Source organism: Chryseobacterium sp. BLS98 (genome assembly GCF_001045445.1).
GTDB lineage: Bacteria > Bacteroidota > Bacteroidia > Flavobacteriales > Weeksellaceae > Chryseobacterium.
Genome location: NZ_LFNF01000003.1, coordinates 626,862 through 643,267 on the forward strand (window position 1 = coordinate 626,862; position 16,406 = coordinate 643,267).

11 protein-coding genes are annotated in these 16,406 nt (G+C 39.4%); 6 read left to right on the forward strand and 5 right to left on the reverse strand.

Annotation, left to right across the window (positions count from 1 at the left end; translation table 11 throughout):
- The first annotated feature begins 250 nt into the window (after positions 1-250).
- From ilvE to ilvA, 6 genes are all read left to right on the forward strand, one after another.
- On the forward strand, positions 251-1,123 hold the full coding sequence (gene ilvE / locus ACM40_RS14090; protein WP_048503389.1) for a branched-chain-amino-acid transaminase: 873 nt from the start codon (positions 251-253) through the stop codon (positions 1,121-1,123).
- Positions 1,124-1,337: 214 nt separating this feature from the next.
- Entirely contained in the window at positions 1,338-3,017 is a 1,680-nt protein-coding gene (gene ilvD, locus ACM40_RS14095; protein WP_185097197.1) for a dihydroxy-acid dehydratase, read from the forward strand.
- A 9-nt stretch (positions 3,018-3,026) separates the two neighbouring features.
- Positions 3,027-4,754, forward strand: a complete 1,728-nt coding sequence (gene ilvB, locus ACM40_RS14100; RefSeq protein WP_048503391.1) for a biosynthetic-type acetolactate synthase large subunit — start codon at positions 3,027-3,029, stop codon at positions 4,752-4,754.
- A gap of 19 nt (positions 4,755-4,773) precedes the next feature.
- Complete coding sequence (locus ACM40_RS14105) at positions 4,774-5,055, forward strand: ACT domain-containing protein (RefSeq protein WP_053077118.1); 282 nt, start codon at positions 4,774-4,776, stop codon at positions 5,053-5,055.
- Between the two features lie 52 nt (positions 5,056-5,107).
- Positions 5,108-6,154 (forward strand): ketol-acid reductoisomerase, encoded by a 1,047-nt coding sequence (gene ilvC / locus ACM40_RS14110; RefSeq protein WP_048503392.1) that lies wholly within the window; start codon positions 5,108-5,110, stop codon positions 6,152-6,154.
- Positions 6,155-6,164: 10 nt separating this feature from the next.
- Entirely contained in the window at positions 6,165-7,427 is a 1,263-nt protein-coding gene (gene ilvA / locus ACM40_RS14115; protein WP_048503393.1) for a threonine ammonia-lyase IlvA, read from the forward strand.
- A gap of 1,102 nt (positions 7,428-8,529) precedes the next feature.
- Here the strand turns inward: ilvA and ACM40_RS14120 are convergent.
- From ACM40_RS14120 to ACM40_RS14140, 5 genes are all read right to left on the reverse strand, one after another.
- The gene (locus ACM40_RS14120) at positions 8,530-9,999 is read right to left on the reverse strand and encodes a M20/M25/M40 family metallo-hydrolase (RefSeq protein ID WP_048503394.1); all 1,470 of its coding nucleotides are present in this window, start codon (positions 9,997-9,999) and stop codon (positions 8,530-8,532) included.
- Between the two features lie 9 nt (positions 10,000-10,008).
- Positions 10,009-10,245 carry a hypothetical protein gene (locus ACM40_RS14125; RefSeq protein WP_048503395.1) on the reverse strand — a complete coding sequence of 79 codons (237 nt, stop codon included), beginning with the start codon at positions 10,243-10,245 and terminating at the stop codon, positions 10,009-10,011.
- A gap of 85 nt (positions 10,246-10,330) precedes the next feature.
- A complete protein-coding gene (locus tag ACM40_RS14130) occupies positions 10,331-12,712 on the reverse strand; it encodes a hypothetical protein (RefSeq protein WP_228376184.1) in 2,382 nt (793 codons plus the stop codon).
- Between the two features lie 180 nt (positions 12,713-12,892).
- On the reverse strand, positions 12,893-14,701 hold the full coding sequence (locus tag ACM40_RS14135; RefSeq protein ID WP_228376185.1) for a cytochrome-c peroxidase: 1,809 nt from the start codon (positions 14,699-14,701) through the stop codon (positions 12,893-12,895).
- A gap of 73 nt (positions 14,702-14,774) precedes the next feature.
- Positions 14,775-16,256, reverse strand: coding sequence for a hypothetical protein (locus ACM40_RS14140; protein WP_048503397.1), 1,482 nt, complete (start codon positions 16,254-16,256; stop codon positions 14,775-14,777).
- Between the last annotated feature and the right edge of the window lie 150 nt (positions 16,257-16,406).

Below are 16,406 nucleotides of genomic sequence, written 5' to 3' on the forward strand. Positions count from 1 at the left end.
GTTATTAACAGCAGTAAAGAAACGGCATTGTAAAATATTTTAATTTAAATTATATAGAAGCCGTTTCATATTGAAACGGCTTTTTTTATTTCAGAAATTATGAATCAGTTATTAGCAGTAATTATTATCGTCATTATTATTCCCTTGCGTGTGTGAGAAGGATAGAATGTGACCGTACATATCTGGGCCCTCTCACATCGTGAGAGGGCTTTTTTTATTCCTTTTTGTTAATTTTTTTAAACCCTATACAATGTATTACAGCGACAACACTATCGTGTATTTTAATGGAAATTTTCTCAAGGCAAGCGAAGCTGGGACGGACCTTTACGGGCAATCCCTGCATTATGGTTATTCCGTTTTTGAAGGCATAAAATCCTATCGCACCGATCAGGGAACCAGGATCTTTAAGGCAGAAGAGCATTATGAAAGACTTAAAAGATCGGCAGAGCTCATGCATATTCCATTTCATTATTCAGTTTCCCAACTTAAAGACCTTACCTATGAACTTTTAGAACGCAATGGATTCAGTGATGCTTATATCCGGCCGCTCGTAACCTGTTCTCCCAATATGTCACTTTCAAAAGGAAAAGAATCCTATCTGTCCCTGCTTGCCTGGGAATGGAGCAACGGCTATCTCGCAGACAAAATGAAAATCATGACTTCAGCTTTTCAGCGCCCGAATCCTAAAGCCTTTAAAGTGGAGGCCAAAGTAGGCGGACATTACGTTAATTCTATTCTCGCCTGTCAGGATGCTAAAGACAAAGGTTATGATGAAGCCCTGTTGCTTGATGAAAACGGAAATGTGGCTGAAAGTTCAGGAGCCAATATATTTTACGAAAAGGATGGAACATTATTTACCCCTGCAAAAGGAAATATATTGCCAGGCATTACAAGGCAGACGGTGTTTGAAATATGCAGCGAACTGAATATTCCCGTTAAAGAAAGCTTCTTTAAACCTGAAGAAATGAGAGGTGCCGATGCTGCTTTTTTCTGTGGTACAGCAGCTGAAATCGTAGCGTTGGATTCTTTGGATGATGTTCCTTTCACCAGGGAATGGAAAGATACGGCAAGTAACAAAGTACAACAGGCATATCTGAAGCGGATAAGACTTCTGTCATTGTAAATTTTTAGATTGTAAATATTTGATTGTCAATTAAATATATCTACATTTTTAATGATTGAATATTGTATTTTTCTTAAAAGCGAAAATGAAAAATATATTACAAGCTATAGCTTTGGACCAAAATTAAATAAAAAACTTCCATTATGGATTCAGGAAAAACTGAAATTTTTGATACTACACTGAAATATGATAAGAACAGTAAATGCAGGATTATATGTTAAATAAATATTCAAAAACATTCACACAAAACAGCGAACAGCCTGCTGCAAAAGCAATGCTTTATGGAATAGGCTTTACAGAAGAAGATATGCAGAAGGCCCAGATCGGGATTGCCAGTATGGGCTACGATGGGAATACCTGCAATATGCATCTCAACGATCTTGCTAAAGTTGTCAAAAAAGGAACCTGGGATCATGGTCTTGCGGGTTTGATCTTCAATACGATAGGGGTAAGCGATGGAATGAGCAATGGTACAGACGGCATGCGCTATTCACTGGTGAGCCGTGATGTTATTGCAGACAGTATTGAAGCCATCTGCGGGGCACAATACTACGACGGAATTATCGCATTACCGGGTTGTGACAAAAATATGCCGGGAACTATTATCGCGATGGGCAGACTGGACAGGCCTTCAATTATGGTGTACGGTGGAACGATAGCTCCGGGGTGTTATAAAAATGAACCACTTAATATTGTTTCTGCCTTTGAGGCCTTAGGAAAAAAAATAGCCGGAGAAATTTCAGAAGAAGATTTTAACGGCGTGATTAAAAATTCCTGCCCCGGTGCAGGGGCTTGCGGAGGAATGTATACGGCCAACACCATGTCTTCTGCCATTGAAGCATTGGGAATGAGTCTTCCGTATTCATCATCGAATCCTGCATTGAGCAAAGAAAAACAGAATGAATGCCTTGAAGCAGGAAAATATATCAAATTACTGCTTGAGAAAGACATCAAACCGTCGGATATAATGACCCGTAAAGCCTTTGAAAATGCACTTCGCCTCATTGTCATTTTAGGAGGAAGCACCAATGCCGTTCTTCATTTTATAGCCATGGCAAAAAGTGTCGGAGTTACGATAACTCAAGATGATTTCCAGAAAATGAGCGACTGTACACCGGTGCTGGCTGATCTTAAACCAAGTGGGAAATACCTGATGCAGGACCTTCATGGGCATGGCGGAACACCTGCCGTAATGAAATACCTGCTGGAAGAAGGACTATTGCATGGCGACTGCCTGACCGTTACCGGAAAAACCATCGCTGAAAATCTTGAAGATGTACAGGGACTAGATTTTACAACACAGAAGATCATCAGACCCTTATCAGACCCTATCAAAGAAACAGGACATCTCAGAATCCTGTATGGCAACCTCGCAGAGAAAGGAAGTGTAGCCAAAATAACAGGAAAAGAAGGCGAAAAATTTTCAGGAAAAGCAAGAGTATTTGACGGAGAAAAAGACCTGATCAAAGGAATTGAAAATGGAAGGGTACAACACGGAGACGTTATTGTAATCCGACATGAAGGCCCAAAAGGAGCCCCCGGAATGCCGGAAATGCTGAAACCAACAAGTGCCCTGATCGGAGCAGGTCTGGGCGGAAGCGTGGCTTTAATTACCGATGGGCGGTTCAGTGGCGGAACCCATGGCTTTGTGGTGGGGCACATTACTCCCGAAGCGTATGAAGGCGGCCTCATCGCTTTTGTAAAAGATAACGACCTGATTGAAATAGACGCCGTAAACAATACCATACAGCTGAAAGTTTCCGAAGAAGAAATACTGGAGAGAAAAAAGGGATGGCAAAAACCTGAACTCAAAGTAAAAAAAGGATTGCTTTACAAATATGCACTTACCGTATCATCAGCTGCTGAAGGCTGTGTAACAGACGAAATCACTTAATAGAACAAAATGAAGAATCTAAATGTATCCAGAGAAAAAGAAATCAGTGGAAGCCGGATCATCCTTGAAGCCTTTCTTCAGGAAGGGGTAAAAACGATATTCGGATATCCGGGAGGAGCTATTATTCCGATTTATGATGCCCTTTACGATTACAAAGATCAGTTGGAACACATTCTGGTCCGCCATGAACAAGGGGCGGTTCATGCGGCGCAGGGATTTGCAAGAGTATCAGGAGAAGTAGGCGTGGTGCTGGCTACCAGCGGTCCCGGAGCCACCAACCTTGTGACTGGTTTGGCCGATGCTTTACTTGATAATACTCCTATTGTATGCATTACAGGGCAGGTTTTTGAACACCTTTTGGGAACTGATGCATTTCAGGAAATTGATGTGATGAATGTAACCAGCCCCGTTACAAAATGGAGTTACCAGATCACCGATGCAGATGAACTTTCTGAAGTACTGGCAAAAGCATTTTACATTGCAAGATCGGGAAGACCCGGTCCGGTAGTGATAGATATTACAAAAAATGCCCAGCTGCAGAAGGTGTTATATAGAGAATATACCCCTTGCAATTCCTTGCGGAGCTACAGGCCGGATCCTGTTCCCGAGATAGAAAATATTGAAAAAGCAAGTATGCTGATCAATAATGCGGAACGACCTTTTATTATTGCAGGTCAGGGGATTATGCTTGGAAACGCAGAAAAAGAATTCTTGCAGTTTGCAGAAAAATCAGGGATTCCCGTAGCGTGGACTGTCCTGGGAATGAGTGCTATTCCAACTGATCACCCACAGGCAGTAGGAATGGTAGGGATGCATGGAAATTACGGACCGAATATTCTTACCAATGAATGCGATGTTTTGATTGCAGTAGGGATGCGTTTTGATGACCGCGTAACCGGGAAGCTGGACCAGTATGCCAGACAGGCCAGAATTATTCATTTAGATATTGACAAAGCGGAAATCAATAAAAATGTAAAAGTTGAAGTGCCCATTCTTGGAAACTGTAAAGAAACCTTGCCTGTTCTTACCCGGTTCATAAAAGAAAGAGAACATGCAGACTGGCATCAGAAATTTAAAGATTGCTATGAAATTGAGCACCACCAGCTGATTAGTCGCGAACTGCATCCTTCAGAAGGTGAAATTACAATGGGAGAGGTGATCCGCCATCTGAACGAGATGACAAAAGGCGAAGCTGTAATTGTCAGCGATGTCGGGCAGCATCAGATGGCAACCTGCAGATACTCAAGTTTCAACCATTCCAGAAGTAATATTACCAGCGGCGGATTGGGAACTATGGGATTTTGTCTTCCAGCTGCAATAGGAGCAGCTTATGGAGGAACCGGCCGGCAGGTTATTGCGGTGATGGGAGACGGAGGCGCTCAGATGAATATTCAGGAGCTGGGAACACTGATGCAGTACGAGCCTGATGTCAAGATTTTAATTCTGAATAACTGCTATCTGGGAATGGTAAGACAATGGCAGGAATTGTTTCATGAAGAAAGATATTCTTCAGTAGATATTCAGAGTCCGGATTTTGTACAGGTGGCCAAAGGTTATCGTATTCCGGGAAAAAGAATTGAAGAAAGGGAAGAACTGGAAGCCGGTCTTAGTGAAATGCTTCATCATAAAGGGGCTTTTCTTCTTGAAGTAATGACAGGAAAGGAACATAATGTTTTCCCGATGATTCCTCAGGGGAAAAGTGTTTCAGAAATTGTACTGACCAACAATAAGACATAACAATATAAATAGGAAAAAGATGAATTCAGAAAACAGGGAATACACGATAACAGCCTACACAGAAGATTATCTGGGGCTGATTGGCAGAATCAATGCTATTTTTTCAAGGAGAAGGATTTCTATTGTGAATTTCAATGCAGGACCTTCTGAGATTGAAAATGTGAAAAAATTTGTGATCATTATCAGGGAACCGGAAGAATCTGTAAGGAAGATTACACAACAGATGGAGAAACAGGTCGATGTTCTGGAAGTTCATTATCACAAAAATCCATATCTGACAGCCATTGTACATGCAAGCTGATCAAAAATCAAACTAAGAATAAATCATTAACAACAATAAAAAAATTAAAGAAATGGCAAAATTGAATTTTGGCGGAGTAGAAGAAAATGTAGTAACAAGAGAGGAATTTCCATTGCAGAAGGCTCAGGAAGTATTGAAAGATGAGGTTGTAGCCGTGATCGGTTATGGAGTACAGGGGCCGGGACAGGCACTTAACCAGAAAGACAATGGGATTAATGTAATTGTTGGCCAGAGGAAAAACTCAAAATCCTGGGATAAGGCATTGGCGGATGGATTTGTACCTGGAGAAACATTGTTCGAAATAGAAGAAGCTCTGCAAAAAGGAACCATTATCTGCTATCTCTTAAGTGATGCGGCCCAGATTGAATACTGGCCGAAAGTAAAGCAGCATCTTACCCCCGGAAAAGCTTTATATTTCTCCCATGGTTTCGGAATTACCTTTAATGAACGTACCGGAATTGTTCCTCCCGCAGAGGTTGATGTGTTTCTGGTGGCTCCAAAAGGATCAGGGACTTCATTAAGAAGAATGTTCTTACAGGACCGCGGACTGAACAGCAGTTTTGCCGTATATCAGGATGCTACGGGAAAGGCAAGGGAAAGAGTAACCGCGTTGGGAATAGCCATAGGAAGCGGTTATTTATTTGAAACAGACTTTAAAAAAGAAGTATTCAGCGATCTTGCAGGAGAAAGAGGAACACTAATGGGAGCCGTACAGGGAATATTTGCAGCACAATACGATGTTTTAAGGAAAAACGGGCACAGCCCTTCTGAAGCCTTTAACGAAACCGTAGAAGAATTGACCCAATCATTAATGCCTTTGGTTGCAGAAAACGGAATGGACTGGATGTATGCCAACTGCAGCACCACTGCCCAAAGAGGAGCGCTGGACTGGTGGAAACGTTTCAGGGATGCCACTTCTCCATTGTTTGAAGAACTGTATGACAGCGTGGCAAAAGGTGACGAGGCCCAGCGATCCATCGACAGCAACAGTAAACCTGATTACAGGGAAAAACTTGAAGTTGAGCTTACAGAGCTTAGGGAAAGTGAAATGTGGAGAGCAGGGAAGACCGTCCGCAGCCTCAGACCGGAGAACAATTAATCCACCAACTATGATGAAAGAAGAAACGTATCCTTCTGTGCTGAACAATGTTTATAAGGCAGCCCGGAGACTCAGAAATGTAGTCGTGAGAACCCCTTTGGCCATGAATAACAATCTGTCCGGTATTTATGAGGCAAAAATAAGCTTTAAAAGAGAAGATCTGCAGCAGGTGAGATCCTACAAAATCAGGGGAGCTTACAATAAAATGGCCGTGATGTCTCCGGAAGACCTTGCAAAAGGCGTGGTTTGTGCCAGTGCAGGGAATCATGCCCAGGGAGTGGCTTTTGCCTGCAATACCATGAAGGTGAAAGGAACTATTTTTATGCCTTTACCTACTCCGGGACAGAAACTGGAACAGGTAAAAATGTTTGGGGGCGATTTTATAGATATTGTTCTTTATGGGGATACTTTTGATGAAGCAAAAGATGCTGCGTTGGAGTTTTGCCGTGATAAGCAAGGGATATTTATTCATCCGTTTGATGATCAGGATATTATTGACGGTCAGGCTACAGTTGCTTTAGAAATTCTTGAACAGTCGGACGAACCTGTAGATTATCTTTTTGTTCCTATAGGTGGTGGTGGCCTGGCTGCTGGAATTTGTACGGTATTCCGGGAATTGTCTCCACAGACAAGGATTATCGGAGTAGAACCTTCTGCAGCAGCCAGTATGAAAAAAGCACTGGAAAACGGAAAACCGGTTCTTCTTGAAAAAATAAGTCGTTTTGTAGATGGTGCTGCAGTGCAGAAAGTAGGTGATCTTAATTTTGAACATTGCAAAAATGTACTCTATGAAATGGCTGTTGTGGATGAAGGAATGGTATGTGAAACCATTCTTTTCCTCTATAATAAAGATGCTGTAGTGGTAGAACCCGCCGGAGCCCTGTCGGTGGCAGCTTTGAAAAAATATGGAGATCTGATTAAAGGGAAAAATGTAGTGTGTATTATCAGTGGAAGCAATAATGATATCACCCGGATGGAAGAGATCAAAGAAAAAGCTCTTTTATATGCAGGTTTGAAACATTATTTCCTCGTAAGGTTTGCCCAGCGTCCGGGAGCTCTGAAGAACTTTGTTCTGAATGTTCTGGGACCCAATGATGATATTACTTTTTTTGAATACACGCAAAAAAATTCAAAAGAGAAGGGGATTGCTGTGGTGGGAATCGGATTGAAACAGAGTGAGGATTTTACGCCACTGTTCAATAATATGAAGAAGCATGATTTTTTTGTCAATTACCTGAATAATGATCCGGCTTTGATGAATCTGCTTATTTAAAAATTTGAACTGATTAATTATTATGTATTTATGTCTCTCGCGGATTTTACAGATTACGCAGATTTTGCAGATTACACAGATTTTTTGAGCTACAGATTTTAAGGATTGGTACAGATGTTTTGAGGATAATTTTTGCAACAGTGGCAATATCGACATCGGAAAATGGAGCGTTAAGAAAATGAATTTTGTGAACGTTAAGAAAATTCTACTGTTTGAGTGCGGCACCATCATTCAACCGAAGCAACAATATTGAATCCGCACGAGTTTTAGAATTTTTAGAGAACAGGATTCATTTTTAGCGGAAGTTTCCCGGTCTTGAACTTTTGATTCTTTTATTTCAAGACAAAAGAATATTTATGTCTCTCACAGATTTTGCAGATTACGCAGATTTTTGAGCTGCAGGTTTTAAGGATTACCACAGATATTTTGATAGTGGTCTTTACAACAGTGGCAATATCGACATCGGAAAATGGAGCGTTAAGAAAATGAATTTTGTGAACGTTAAGAAAATTCTACTGTTTGAGTGCGGCACCATCATTGAACCGAAGCAACAATATTGAATCCGCACGAGTTTTAGAATTTTTAGAGAACAGGATTCATTTTTAGCGGAAGTTTCCCGGTCTTGAACTTTTGATTCTTTTATTTCAAGACAAAAGAATATTTATGTCTCTCACAGATTTTGCAGATTACGCAGATTTTTGAGCTGCAGGTTTTAAGGATTACCACAGATATTTTGATGGTGGTCTTTACAACAGTGGCAATATCGACATCGGAAAATGGAGCGTTAAGAAAATGAATTTTGTGAACGTTAAGAAAATTCTACTGTCCGAAGCGCAGGACTTTATTTGATTCTTAACATAGATTGCTACTGCGCAAGTTTTAGAATTTTTAGAGAACAGGATTCATTTTTAGCGGAAGTTTTCTGGTCTTGAACTTTTGGTTCTTTTGTTTCAGGACAAAAGAATAATATTAAATCTCTACATCATTATAAACCCGGACGTGAAGTTATTTGAATGAAGATTAGAGAATAAAAGATTGCTTCGTCGCTATGCTCCTCGCAATGACAATAAAGTTTCGGCGGCCCATTCGGGCCGCCGAAACTTTATCTTTCAAGCGTAAAATTAGAAATAACTTTCGGACGTTCCGCCTCATTGGCTACTTTCCAGGATGTTCTGTACATCCATTCCGTCATTTTATAAAGCTTTTTGTAGTTGATGTTCTCGGATTCATCCTGCGGGGTATGGTACTGATCGTGCAGCACGCTGGTGAAAAATAGGGCAGGAATACCGATTTTCGCGTAGGGCAGATGGTCACTTCGGAAATAGAAATACTCTGCATGATTCGGAGAATCCCAATCTTTCAGGTATTTGAACTTGGTACTTTCATTATTGGCTTCCTCAGCCATTTTTACAAGTTCTTCAGAGTTTTTGTGGGGTGCATTTCCACCCAGAAGGGCAGCTTCATTATTATCATTTCTTCCGATCATATCACCGTTCAGCACTGCAACAATTTTTTCTTTCGGAACTACCGGATGAGCGGCATGCCACCTGGAGCCCAGTAATCCTCTTTCTTCTGCGCCATGAAAAACAAATAAAATGCTTCTTTTTCCGGGCTGTTTTTTGTAGGCTCTGGCCATGGCCAGCATGGCAACACAGGTGCTGGCATTATCATCTGCACCGTTGTAAATCGTATCATTTTTTACGGGATGCCTGATTCCGTCATGATCCTGATGTCCGCTCAACAGAACATATTCCTCTTTAAGCCTGGGGTCTGTGCCTTCAATTTTACCTATGATATTTACTGAAGGGTATTTATAGGTTTCTGTGATCAGGTTGAGAGAGATTTTAGGATTATTTTTTACCCAGTCTGCATGTTCTCTTTTGATCCATAAAACAGGGATGTTATTCGTGATTTTTTCTCTCAGGCCTTCTACGCCATAGGTTCCTCTTGTCATTTGTGGAAGAACTTCAACCCAGCTTTTTTCAGAAATATCGTCGGTGATGAAGATAACTGCTTTGGCTCCCAGTTCATAGGCTTTATTGTAATATTTGGTCCGTACAAATCCGGGATATCTTCTTACAAAAAGAGTCATTTCCTTATCTATATTTTTATCGGAAGCATTTACAGCAAGAACTTTTCCTTTGATATTCAACTTGGAAAGTTCTTCAGGTTCCGTATTCCCGGCAAAGACTATTTCAGAGTCAATAGAAGAATTGACAGGTTCTGCCACCAGAAAATCTTTCCACAGCTTAAGGGTGTTATCACCAATTTTTAAACTGCTTTGAGGAATCACCTGATGCCTGTACATATCAAAAAACTGGAAAAAAGTACCATTATCGCCAGCCGGCTTCATCCCGGCTTCCCTGGCTTTATCGGCAAGCCACATGGATACTTTTAATTCATCTAAAGTTCCTGCCTCACGTCCCCAGAACTGATCTGCGGCAAGCTCATACATGTCTTTTCTAAGATCAGCTTCTTTGATGGCGGAAACCAGCGGCTTTTTATAATTCTGGGCATTCCCCAAACTAAAGAGAAGAAAACCGAGAATAGAGAATATATAATTTTTATTCATCTAAAATTTTTAATTGAAGTTAGCCAATTTATCTGAAAACTGTTTTGAAAATTCCTTTCTGTCTTCCTCCAGTTTTTCCTGTCCGGCAGGAAGAATATAGTTGAAAAGGATTTTGTCTTCGTTGTCAAGAAATATAATTTCTTTTTCATTGCTGTCGATCATTTGTGAGAAAATTTCCCACATCGAGGTATCTTTTAATTTTAATAATTCAAAAAACTGTTCTGCTTTTATTTCTATTCTCTGCATATTTTGATTTATGTATTTATGTATTTATGTATTTATGTATTTATGATTTTGACTAAAGTCGGGGGATTTTTTAAGTTTAAGGCTTTTAAAATTCCAGAAGCTTCAGTTTAAACTGGATGGCAAAATTCTGTTTAAAATTGGGAGTGGTGTAGTAACCAACCCTGTAAAACAATCCTAAATTGAAATAGCTGGAAAGGAAATTGTTCCATTCAAGGCCGACTTCCTGGTAAAGGTGATCCAGCTTTCTGAATTTAAAATCATGGTATTCGGGATGCTTCATATCTCCGATGGTTCCTCTTAATACAAAATCGAAGCTGGAAATATTCTGTCCAAAACTTTTGAAATATAGAGGAAGCTTGTGGGTAAAATAATAGGCAATGAATTTATCATTATAATACTTTCCGCCCTCCAGTGTGGCAAAACCCAGGTAGGACGTGAGGTTAAAATTAAAATCCTTTTTCGGAGAAGCCAATCCGTTCATGGTAAAATGCTTCCAGATTGGAGCTTCGCCAAAAACCATTCCTCCATATAGCCTGAATCCCGTAGTGCCGAGTATGGTTTTGAAGTTATGGACAAACAAGGCATCAAAACGGGTATAATTGAAATCTCCGCCCAGTATTTTGTAACTCTGTTCATAATTGAAATACAGCTCAGGATATTTCTGGTCAATGATCGATTTTCCCTGAGGGGTCATGATATTGGTAGAATTCGGTGAGTATTTTAAGGTAAATAAAGTATTGAAATTATCAAATTCACCGCCTCTTCCCCTGAAGTCATAATCAAATTTGGCTTCTTCGATGTTCCTTTTTGCAGCAAAAACCAATGTAAGCCCATTGGTAACATCATTCAGATAGGATAGGGAAGCACCTCTGAAATGATAGTATTTATCATTGTTGAGGTTATTTCCGTAATTCATCATCCTCATTTTGAAATTCCATAGTCTTCTGTAAAACTCTCCGGATGCCGTTACATCATCATAATATTCAGCCCTGAAGAATGAATTCTTGTCAAGACTCGTTTTCATGTCAAGGCCAATTCCATATTTCCACTTATCATCCTTAAACCCGTAGGCAAAATAATAGTCCGGTGAAAAGTAAGGGTTGAAAGTTTCATTCAGTTTAGCTTTTAAACCTACTCTGAAGCCTTCATATAAGTTATAGTTCACAATTTCGTCTACTGCAAAATCTACGATGCCCATCCTGATCTGTCCGTTGATAAGGCCGGTCAGTACTTTAGCTTTACTGTCGATATTATACTTTTTCCCAAGGCTGTCGATGGTTGTGTAAGTATTTTTTTCTCTTTCCGTGAGCGGTTCGGTCCTGTACTGGTCCAGGAGATGCCCGTCTGCATTTTTTACAGAAAATGTATAACCTTTAAAATCGTTTTTAGTTTCTTCAGTAGGCGACTTGAAATCAAAATAGGTAGAGGTAAGAAAAGCATACGTTCCGAAACTGGTCCTGTCTTTCTTTTCAGGATGCTCTTCTGTTCTCTTTTTCTTATCCTCTTCCATAGCCACCCTGCTCATCCTGAGTTTTACTTTTTCCTGAGCCAGGAACCATTTATTGTTATAGAAAACCCAGGTACTGGTAATAATACCATCATTTTTATTCTTGCTGAAGTTTTCTATTTTCTGGATCCCGTAAGTCTCTGTGTCTATATAGATGGCGCCGTTGTACTTTCTTTTTTTGTCCTGTTTTTTGTAATTCACTTCACGGAAGCGGATCACGAATGTTTTTCTTCCGTTTACTTCAATAGTATCGGAAAGGAAAAAGCGGTAAAGCCCTCTGTTTTCCTGTTTGATCTGGTTAGGAATTTTATCACGGTTACTTTGCTGAATGGCGATCATTTCATAAATAGGCTGCTTGAGACCTGAAATTCTATTGTCCAGGATATTGATCTTTTCACCGTACTGTTTAGCATACAGAAACTCCTGAGCCCTTTCCCATAAAAAGAGCTTGCTTTTTGAAAAGATTTGTTTTGCCGAGATATTGCTAATGGAGTCTTTCTCCCTCTTTTTCTTGAAAAAATCCGTGTTGTTAAAGAATTTATTAAACTCGCTAATGCTGTCCTGATCTATGTCCAGAGAGATTTTTTCGTACGATTTAAAAGAATAGGAATCCAAACTTTTAGGTGAATTTTCCTTAAATAACCGGTTGACTTTTTTCAGAATCTCCAAGGCTCTTGGATCACTTCGGTCTTCAATGATTACCGTTTCAATATCAGTGGTTTTCGATGTTTTTTTCAGTAAAGAAACTTCCATATCAGCCTCTACAGAGGCCGTTTCTTTCTGGTAGCGTTCTGCCTGGATTTCAATGGTACTGCATGATGCCTTAAATTCCAATGAACCCTGGATATCGGTAAACCCTAAAATTTTACCGTCACAGGATATTTGGGCATTGGATATAGGTTTCTGGTCAGTTTCATCAATGACCCTGATCTTTGATTGGGAATAACCAAAGAAGGACATTAAAAAAAATAGTAAGAGTAAAAACCTTTTCATGCAAAAACTAGATCAAAAGTAATGATATTTCTTGTTGTGAGAAAGTTTTTATGATGAGTTAATAGATGATCCAATCTGTTTGTAGATAGAAAATGCAGTAAAAATACCAATAGAAATTTTTTGGATAATTAGATTAACTGATATGTCTTATTTATCATCCAGTGAATTCATGAAGTCGATAATATGATCAATTTCTTTATCATTAAGATGTAAAGGTGCATCAGAAAGGGTTTGATTTTCTACTTTAAAGCCGAAATTTTTACCCCCTCCTTTATTATAAAAATTCATGACCTCTTTTAAAGTTCTATACCCTCCGTTATGCATATAGGGGGCTGTTTTGCTGATGTTTCTAAGCGTTGGAGTTTTGAAGGAATGCTGAAGGGACTCCACGGTTTCATGGAATTTTCCTCTTCCCGGATCCTGATCAAACGTTTTGTTGTCTCCGTTAACTGCAGTTCCCAGAACTTCCTGTTCTGTTTTTTTGAAATTCGGAGGAACGGTACCATTGAATAAAGGAATAAAGTGGCATAAGGCACATTGGGCCTTTCCTACAAAAAGATTAAATCCCTTTTGCTGGCTTTCTGTCATGGCAGATCTGTTTCCTCTCATATAGTCATCAAAATTAGAATTGAACTTGGCTAAAGAGCGGATGTAGCTTGCCAATACATTCTGCAGCTGCCAAACTTCAGCTTTTTGGGATTTATAGATTTTCCTGAATTCGGGAAGGTATTTTGAGCTCTGATTAATTTTTCCAAGAATAACATTTAGATCACCGTGCATTTCTTCTTTATTGGAGATTACATCGGAGCTTTGCCCTTCCAGATCTTCTTTCCGCATATCCCAGAACTGTCCGTGCTGAAATCCTGCATAATTTAGTGATGGTGCATTTCTCTGTAATTCTGTATTTTCCAAAGACATAGACTTTGCCCTGCCATCTGTAAATGCTTTTTCTGGAATATGACAGGTTGAACAGCTTCTGCTGTTATTATTGGAAAGGATTTTGTCATTAAATAATAATTTTCCCAGACCAGCTTTTTCATCGGAGAAGACAAATTCTTTTCCCGGAGTGAATGCATTGGGATTAAAAGCATTTTTTGAGAAAAAATCAGTGGCATTTTTATGTAAGGCAGAAGTTACCTCAATGTCCGGAATACCTTCCTGTTTTTTAAATTCCAGCAATAAAGAAGAGATTTTATTTAAATGATCCGGAATAAAATGGACATAGTCAAAAGTATTCCTGTCTGTATTTTTTTTCAGAACAGCAATAGCCGAATTCACAGCAGTGCTGAACTTTTTTAAAGCTTTGTCTTTTGACTTGTCAGTAGAAATCTGCTGTAAAGTCAAAAGAGCGGCTTCTATAGAATAAGGCATTTCTTTTAAAAATGTTCCGGAAACTGGTGTGTCAAAACCGGAGATTCCAAGGCTGGAAACTCTGAATATTTCCTGTCTTACAGCATCAAAAACCTGATCTTTGCTGATAGAAATTGCCTGAAAGTTGGTTTTAATGGTATTGCTTTTATTGATCAGCTTCTTCAGATACCGGATGGTTTCGTTTTTGTTTTCAGCGGTATAAGGATAGAAAAGCTCTTCCAAAACCTGGAGACCTTCAGGTTCCAGTTCAGTATGCTCATCCATTTCAATTTCAGGCAGGGCAGGACCGTTGATAAATCTTGCTGAATTGGGGAGGAAATATTCTACTGCCCATTCCATCTTTTTATAGGTTATCCTGAGTTCCTCAAATTTTTTCTGCAACGTTTTTTCATCTGCATTTTTTGAGACCAGAATGATCAGCTCATTGATCTGTTTTTCAAAAGAAGCATTTGTTTTGGCTATTTCACTTTTTACAGCAATAAGATCTTCATTAATAGGCTGATACCGGTCACCTTTGCACTGAGAAAGTACAAAAAGAACAGCTGCTGTGCATACAATGAGAAGGACAGGGTATTTGAAAAGCATTTTCATAGGCATGAAAAAGTATCAACGGAAAATTTCCCGCTGATACTTTGAATTTTTATTGGATACTTAAAAATTATTTTTCTACGTTTCTTATGATTACGATCTGGCCGCCTTCCAGATTGGTATTCACGCCGGCACCATCAGCATTCTTAAACTTATCCTTCTGCCAGGTGTGCGAGTGAATGTTCACAGTGAAGGTATTCGGTACTCCAATGATATCAGAAATGTCAACCATTGCTCCATATTCCCATGAACCGAATTTCTGAAGTTGTCCGGACTGGTTATAGGCTGTTTGCCATGCTGTATCATTTCTGTTATGCTTCATATTTAACCACGGCTTATACTGCTTTGTCGCAATATTCAACTGCCAGATGTAAGAATCGTGAGTTGCTGCCGTATAATAAGAATCACCATCTTCCTGAATGTAAACGAAGTTTTCAGTAACGCATAAATTGTCAGGATTGATCAGGTTATGTCCGGGATTGGAATCTCCTTCTGCTACAACCTCCAGTTTTCCGGTAAGCATGTTATTTTCATTAAGAACAAGCTTGTATACTCTTCCCCACATCGTCAATCCCGGTTTTGGATTCACTCCGTTTGAAGATTCTCCGGTTGCCGTGAAGTAAATTTCTCTTCCTTTTCCGGCTCCTTTTCTGTAATCTACATCTTCAACCCTTGAAAAACGGATGGCGTTGTTATCAATATTTTTCTGGTTGATTTGTGCACCTGTTAAATTTTTGGCATTTGGAATTTCCACGAATTCTACATCGTAAGAGCTTCCCTTTACCATATCAGTTTCTGTATAGTTGCTGTTTGTTCTTTTTAAGGAATATAATTTTCCGTTATCAAGGTCTCCCTGTGTATTGGAAACATACATGATCAATTGTCCTGCTGATTGATGTGAAGAAGAGTAGGATTGGTCCTCACCGATTATGATGTATGTTTTTCCACCTGAAATATCTTTAGGAAGAGGAACGGCATTTTCCATAGAAGCTTTTCCCAAAGCAGGTTTTACTCTACTCTTATCAGATGCCTGAGAAGCTGGCGCCAGCGGATTGATAGCGTGAACCATACTTTCCTCCCCGGATTCCCCGGCAGTAAGAAAAGCACTGAATCCGTGAGTTTCAGGAGTGGCAAGAGTGGCGGAACATAATCTTGTCATACCACCAATTCCGTTCAGGATATATTCTCCTTTAAAAGGCCTGAATGTTTTATCTAAATAAACTCTTGATACAGACTGTGTGATCTCATGGTTGGTAATCATCAGGAAACCGTCAGAATTAGGATCTTTCATAATTCCCATCCCATCCGGCTGGCCCGCAAAAACAAAATTAGGAGTACCGGAAAGAACATCAGAACTTGATATTAAAGTGGTAATGTTAAGGTTTTCAAAACCAGGCATCCCGAAAACAAAGGCCGGCTCCTTCGAGAAATTTTCAATTTTGATATTTTGATTGACAGGATTGGTTTGCTGCCCATCATTGTTGTCATCATTACAGCCATGAAAAACCATGGTTGCAAACAATAAAGCTCCAATACTTTTATTAATTTTCATAATTACTTTTTTGAATTTTGATCGAAACAAAACTAATAGTCTATTGTGAACTATATTTTAATAAGGCGAAACAAATAACTTAAGTTTGGGGAATGGTTTGTTAAGACAAAGTCAATAATTAGAATGGTTATAAATAAAAAAGCTCCTGAA

Coding starts and splice junctions, on each gene's coding strand:
- ilvE (WP_048503389.1), top strand. CDS start 251: ATGTATTACAGCGACAACACTATCGTGTATTTTAATGGAAATTTTCTC.
- ilvD (WP_185097197.1), top strand. CDS start 1,338: ATGTTAAATAAATATTCAAAAACATTCACACAAAACAGCGAACAGCCT.
- ilvB (WP_048503391.1), top strand. CDS start 3,027: ATGAAGAATCTAAATGTATCCAGAGAAAAAGAAATCAGTGGAAGCCGG.
- ACM40_RS14105 (WP_053077118.1), top strand. CDS start 4,774: ATGAATTCAGAAAACAGGGAATACACGATAACAGCCTACACAGAAGAT.
- ilvC (WP_048503392.1), top strand. CDS start 5,108: ATGGCAAAATTGAATTTTGGCGGAGTAGAAGAAAATGTAGTAACAAGA.
- ilvA (WP_048503393.1), top strand. CDS start 6,165: ATGATGAAAGAAGAAACGTATCCTTCTGTGCTGAACAATGTTTATAAG.
- ACM40_RS14120 (WP_048503394.1), bottom strand. CDS start 9,999: ATGAATAAAAATTATATATTCTCTATTCTCGGTTTTCTTCTCTTTAGT.
- ACM40_RS14125 (WP_048503395.1), bottom strand. CDS start 10,245: ATGCAGAGAATAGAAATAAAAGCAGAACAGTTTTTTGAATTATTAAAA.
- ACM40_RS14130 (WP_228376184.1), bottom strand. CDS start 12,712: ATGTCCTTCTTTGGTTATTCCCAATCAAAGATCAGGGTCATTGATGAA.
- ACM40_RS14135 (WP_228376185.1), bottom strand. CDS start 14,701: ATGCTTTTCAAATACCCTGTCCTTCTCATTGTATGCACAGCAGCTGTT.
- ACM40_RS14140 (WP_048503397.1), bottom strand. CDS start 16,256: ATGAAAATTAATAAAAGTATTGGAGCTTTATTGTTTGCAACCATGGTT.